Source organism: Candidatus Angelobacter sp. (genome assembly GCA_035607015.1).
Classification (GTDB): Bacteria; Verrucomicrobiota; Verrucomicrobiia; order Limisphaerales; family AV2; genus AV2.
In genome coordinates this window covers 1-4,745 of the sequence record DATNDF010000321.1, presented here as the reverse complement: position 1 = coordinate 4,745, position 4,745 = coordinate 1, and the positions used below count along the sequence as shown (strand labels likewise).

The following is a 4,745-nucleotide window of genomic DNA, read 5'->3' as shown; positions in this document are numbered from 1 at the left end:
GGGTGAAACAGGTCATCAGCAAAAGAATCGACGGCGCGAGCGACAACAACGTGAGCACCAACAGCAGTTTGATGCCGGTATCAACATCCTGCGGGCCGCCGTGTCCGCCGAGACTGATTTGGACGGGGCCGAAACCGGTCGTGGCGCTGTTGGTCGTCGTCTGCGCGGATGCATGACAAGCAAAGCCGAGAACAATCAGAAGAATCGGGAGCCAGCGGCGCAAAATGGAAGGTAATGATTTTTTCATTTGTCCCTCACGATTTTCCCTTGAGCACTTGCGTCAGTGCCTGGGCGAACGAAGGCGTGGGAACCGCGGTTTTGGTATCACCGGCTTCCTCGGTTTCAGCCGCGGTCGGCAAATGGCTCAGGAGATTCACGCCGGCAGGGGAGGAGGCGAGAAGGAAACGTTCCTGTTCGTAGCCGATCACATAGAGCGCGTGCTTGCCGCCAAGCGGGCGCGTTTCGATGACGTTCAGTTTCGGCGCGCGGCCGCGTTGGATGGTGAGGCGTTGCCAGTTGCGGTAAAGCCACACTCCGCCGAGGAACAATCCGAGCACCAACGCCAGCGCGCCCATTACCCGAAGCACGGACGGGCCGGCGTCGGGCAGTTGCGGGAGAGTCAGCGGTGGAGCAGATGAATTGGTCGCATCAGCGGAGAAACTTGTTGTGATGGCAAAAAGGGAAAATACTGCCGCCATCAGGGCGGAGCTTTTTAGCCCGGCAAGAATTGCATGGGCGCGGCCAAAAGCCTTTAAATATTGCGTTTTTGAGCTGATGTCATGCATCAACTCCCTACATAGCAGGAACGCTGCCGATGATTTCGGTGATCTTCACGCCGAAGCGATCTTCGATGACCACGACTTCACCGCGGGCGATGAGCTTGCCGTTCACGCTCAATTCCACCGGCGCATCGGCGGGCTTATCAAGCTGCACGACGGAACCGACGTTGAGTTGCAGCACCTCGCGCATCGGAAGCTGGCAGCCGCCGAGCTCAATGGTGAGACTCACGGGCACGTCCAGGACGAGATTGAGATTGGTGGGATTTTCAGCGGTAGCGTTCATGAAAAATCAGGTGGTAATCGGGCTGGTCAATTGCACCGCCCACTTGCCACTGCAAGTGCCGGGGCGGCCAACAAATTTCGGGAGATGGCTGAAGCGCAGGTGGACTTGCGCCGCGCATTGCGGGTCAAGCATCACCACATCGCCGCTTTTCAGGCGCGTGATGTCGCCCGCGGACATTTTCAATCCATGCCATTCGGCAGTGACGGGGACTTTGACGTCGTTGAATTCCGCGTTCCATTTCGGCTTGTCGGCGCGCGCGGGCGTGGCAGCGTTTTCCGGCATCGGCGGATTCAGGAGTCGCATCAACGGCTCGACCGTGGCGTACGGAAAAAGGATCTGGATGGGCTCGAGTTGCTCGCCAATGCCGCTGTTCATCGTGAGGGCGAGCATGGCGGTATCGGCTGGCGCAGTCTGGAGAAAGCGGCTGTTGTTTTCATGGCCGAGCAGCGAAGGCTTCAAATCGCGCATTTCCGGCCAATGATTGCACCATTCACTCAGAACGAGCGTGGCCACCTGGTCGGTGAGGGCGATTTCAATCTCGCTGAGGTCGCGGCTGGTTTCCGGCATTTGGCCGGGGCCGCCAAGCAGGCGATCGACAATCATCAGGCTGAGCCGCGGCGGAATGACGAGGAGCCCCACGCCTTTCAACGGATCGGTTTTGAACAGCGTGATGTGCGTGGGATTCGGCAGGCTTTCGATAAATTTTTGATAGCCGACAATCTGCACCCTGGCGGGCTGCACGATGAATTCCGTCCGCAGAAACATCGCCATCCTGCTGGCGAGGCCGCGAATGAATTGTTCGTGGCGCAGGCGGATGCGGCGCAATTCGCTGGGCGTGAGAAAACCGGATTGGCGGAAGTCGTGCGAACGAATATCGCCACGCTTGCGGGTTTCACGCGCGCCTGCAGCCGTCAATACGGCGACATCCTCCGTGGCGGGAGCCGACGCGCTGTCGGATGAGTTGGGAGGATTTTGAGAACTCATGGCTGCGCATTATTGGATGGCAAATTCGGGGAAATAGATTTCCTCGACCATGCCGTCGCCGAGAATGTTGTTGAAACCGGAGACCAATTCATTGCGGATCAGATTGCGCTCACCGGGTTTTTCCAGGTCTGCAAGTGTCTTGGTGGAAAGGGCGCTTTGGGCCATGTCGCGCAACTGGGCGTCGTGCGCATCCATCTGCGCTTTAAAATCGGAGCTCGAACCGACGACCGAAAGGCTGACGAGCAGGTAACGCGCGCCCATGGTGCCGGCGACATTCACCAGCAGTTTATTCATAGGCACCGATTCTTTTTTGGCGGAACTGGTTTCCTTTCTCGTTTTGGCGCCGCATTCGCCCCCGCTCTCGCGTGCTTCTGCAACCGTCGGGACCCCGAGGCCCTTTTTCAATTTGGGCAAAAGAACAAAGGTGGTCATCACATATGCCAGGATGGGCATCAGCACGACCATGATGATGAGCGGCATCCAGGCCTTGGCGCCGCCGGAAGGCGCCGGCGCGGCCGCGGCCGCGGCCGATTCGGACGGCGCGGTGTCGTCCGACGATTCGGTGGATTCGGTGCGATTTGCAGCCATTGTGGATTAGCGTTTGAGGTTGTTGAGGTCCTGCAAAACTTCATCGCTCGTGGTGATGATTTTTGCGTTGGCTTCGAAAGCGCGTTGCGCGGTGATCAGGGCGGCCATCTGGGCGGCGAGATCGACGTTGGAGGTTTCGAGCTTGCCGGCTTGAACGCTGCCCAGGCCTCCAGTGGAGGGCGCAATGGGTGCGGTCAAAGCGCCGGCAGTGGCGGTGTAGGTGTAGAGATTATTGCCCTGCTTCGACAAAGCCTGGGGATTGGTGAAATTTTGCAGGACGACCTGGCCGATAACCCCCTTGGTCCCGTCGCTCAACGTGGCGTTAATTTGGCCGGCGGAGTCGATGTTGATGTCTCCCACCAGGGTAGGAGCTGGAGTGGTGGTGTCATTCAAGGCGCTGATCGCGGTGGCGGCGTCGTATTTCAAATCACCGATGGGGCTGGCGGCCGTGTAGGGCCCGGGGCCGGTGTAGCCCTGGACGCGGTACCCCTCGTTGTTGACGAGAAAGCCATTGGTATCCACCGAAAAACTGCCGTCCCGCGTGACATACGGCGCGCCGGTGGAAGCGTCCTTGACGACAAAGAAGCCGTTGCCGCTGATGGCCAGGTCGGATGGATTGCCGGTCGGATTGATGGGGCCCTGGGTAAAATCAGAATTGATGGACGCGCTGGTGACGCCGGAGCCCACCTGCATGACCGCGCCGGAAGCGCTGCCGCCGACCGTCTGGCTGAACGTGTCTGCGAACTGCATGTCGGACGACTTGTAGCCTGTCGTATTGACGTTGGCGATGTTGTTGCCGATGACTTCGAGGTCCTCCTGGAATTGCTGGAGGCCGCTGACGCCGGTTTGAAGTGAGCCGATCATATTTTTATTCTTGGGTTGTTGAATTAAGCCGGGGTGGCTGTGAGGACCTGGTTCAAATCATACATGCGGCCATTCACGAGCAATTTGGGATTGCCCGCCAGCAGCAGCACGCCGCTGACGATGCCGTGCGCGACCGCGCGGCCGCTGAGGAGGTCCACCGTCTTGCCAACCATCGCTTCGGCGAGATGCTGGCGAACGTCGCCGAGCGGGCTTTGCCCGCTTTCGGTATAGTTGGAGGTGAACAACATTTCGTGGGTTTCTTTTGTCGTTGTCATGGAGTGGAGGATGCATTCGCTACCGAAAGCACCTGGCTGAGGGTATAGGATTGACCGTCTATGATGATTTCCGGCGAAGTCCCACTTGTGTCGACGCCCGAAACAATTCCTTGCGACATGGTGTTTTGATCGACTTGCACGGTGACCTGTCGGCCGAGAAGCCCGGTGGCCTGCGCAACTTCCTCAGTGCTTTGCATCTGGCCGAGGGCCGATTGCATGGTCGTGTTCGCGTTGAGCGTGCTGAACTGGACCATTTGCGCGAGCATGTCCTGGTTGCTCATGGGATTCAACGGATCCTGCGCCGTCATTTGAGTCACCAACAAATTCAGAAAGTCCTGCTGCGACAACATCTGCGTGGGCAGGGGAACTGCATTGTCGGAATTAGTTTGAGTGCTGCCGGTGGAACCAGTGATGCCATTGACGCTGCTCATAAATATTTAAGCCCAGGTTTCCCAGCCGCGATGCACCGTGGGGCGGGCGGCCCGCGCGGCGGACGTTTCGCTCATCGCACCGGCGAGCGCAAATTCTGCAAACGCGCCGGCGTACAGCGGATCGTGTTGGGAGGATTGTTGTTGTTTGTTTTGTTGAAAATTCTGGTGGCTGGTACCGGAAAAGTTATCGGACGTGGTCAGCGAACCCACGCGAACGCCGCGCGCTTCGAGGCGCTGCTGCAGGTCGGGCCAATGCTGGTTGAGGTGCTGAAAGTCGCCCTTGTGCAGCGAGGCGCTGACCTGAACTCCACCCTGGTTTTGGCGCAATTCGAGAGAAAGCTGGATTCCATCGCCGGGTTTCACGACCACATGCAGCGAATCGGAACCGGTTTGGGCGAGGCGCATCGCGTGCAGCGCGACGATATCATGCGTGCGTTCCAAAACGCGAATGCGACCGTCGCTGGCATTTGCGGGTGGAACAGCGGCGGAGGAAATAGCAGAGGCCGTGGGTTCTGGATTGGCGGAGACGCGCGTTGTGGCA

9 protein-coding genes are annotated in these 4,745 nt (G+C 58.8%); all 9 read right to left on the bottom strand.

Going from position 1 to position 4,745, the window contains the following annotated elements; all coding sequences use genetic code 11:
- A partial coding sequence (locus tag VN887_12840; GenBank protein HXT40893.1) for a hypothetical protein occupies positions 1-247 on the bottom strand: 247 nt, incomplete at its 3' end.
- A 7-nt stretch (positions 248-254) separates the two neighbouring features.
- A complete protein-coding gene (locus VN887_12835) occupies positions 255-698 on the bottom strand; it encodes a flagellar biosynthetic protein FliO (protein ID HXT40892.1) in 444 nt (147 codons plus the stop codon).
- Positions 699-792: 94 nt separating this feature from the next.
- Entirely contained in the window at positions 793-1,062 is a 270-nt protein-coding gene (gene fliN, locus VN887_12830) for a flagellar motor switch protein FliN (protein HXT40891.1), read from the bottom strand.
- A 6-nt stretch (positions 1,063-1,068) separates the two neighbouring features.
- Positions 1,069-2,046, bottom strand: a complete 978-nt coding sequence (locus VN887_12825) for a flagellar motor switch protein FliM (protein ID HXT40890.1) — start codon at positions 2,044-2,046, stop codon at positions 1,069-1,071.
- Positions 2,047-2,055: 9 nt separating this feature from the next.
- Positions 2,056-2,634 (bottom strand): flagellar basal body-associated FliL family protein, encoded by a 579-nt coding sequence (locus VN887_12820; protein ID HXT40889.1) that lies wholly within the window; start codon positions 2,632-2,634, stop codon positions 2,056-2,058.
- A 6-nt stretch (positions 2,635-2,640) separates the two neighbouring features.
- Positions 2,641-3,498, bottom strand: a complete 858-nt coding sequence (locus VN887_12815) for a flagellar hook-basal body complex protein (protein HXT40888.1) — start codon at positions 3,496-3,498, stop codon at positions 2,641-2,643.
- A 23-nt stretch (positions 3,499-3,521) separates the two neighbouring features.
- Positions 3,522-3,773 carry a hypothetical protein gene (locus VN887_12810; protein HXT40887.1) on the bottom strand — a complete coding sequence of 84 codons (252 nt, stop codon included), beginning with the start codon at positions 3,771-3,773 and terminating at the stop codon, positions 3,522-3,524.
- Positions 3,770-4,204, bottom strand: coding sequence for a flagellar hook capping FlgD N-terminal domain-containing protein (locus tag VN887_12805; protein HXT40886.1), 435 nt, complete (start codon positions 4,202-4,204; stop codon positions 3,770-3,772). The genes VN887_12810 and VN887_12805 overlap by 4 nt, the downstream gene beginning before the upstream one ends.
- 6 nt (positions 4,205-4,210) lie before the next feature.
- Positions 4,211-4,745: hypothetical protein (locus VN887_12800; GenBank protein ID HXT40885.1), on the bottom strand; the 535-nt coding region annotated here is incomplete at its 5' end.

What these genes read in the sequence shown, in the direction of transcription:
- VN887_12835 (HXT40892.1), bottom strand. Translation starts at nt 698, where the DNA reads ATGGCGGCAGTATTTTCCCTTTTTGCCATCACAACAAGTTTCTCCGCT.
- fliN (HXT40891.1), bottom strand. Translation starts at nt 1,062, where the DNA reads ATGAACGCTACCGCTGAAAATCCCACCAATCTCAATCTCGTCCTGGAC.
- VN887_12825 (HXT40890.1), bottom strand. Translation starts at nt 2,046, where the DNA reads ATGAGTTCTCAAAATCCTCCCAACTCATCCGACAGCGCGTCGGCTCCC.
- VN887_12820 (HXT40889.1), bottom strand. Translation starts at nt 2,634, where the DNA reads ATGGCTGCAAATCGCACCGAATCCACCGAATCGTCGGACGACACCGCG.
- VN887_12815 (HXT40888.1), bottom strand. Translation starts at nt 3,498, where the DNA reads ATGATCGGCTCACTTCAAACCGGCGTCAGCGGCCTCCAGCAATTCCAG.
- VN887_12810 (HXT40887.1), bottom strand. Translation starts at nt 3,773, where the DNA reads ATGACAACGACAAAAGAAACCCACGAAATGTTGTTCACCTCCAACTAT.
- VN887_12805 (HXT40886.1), bottom strand. Translation starts at nt 4,204, where the DNA reads ATGAGCAGCGTCAATGGCATCACTGGTTCCACCGGCAGCACTCAAACT.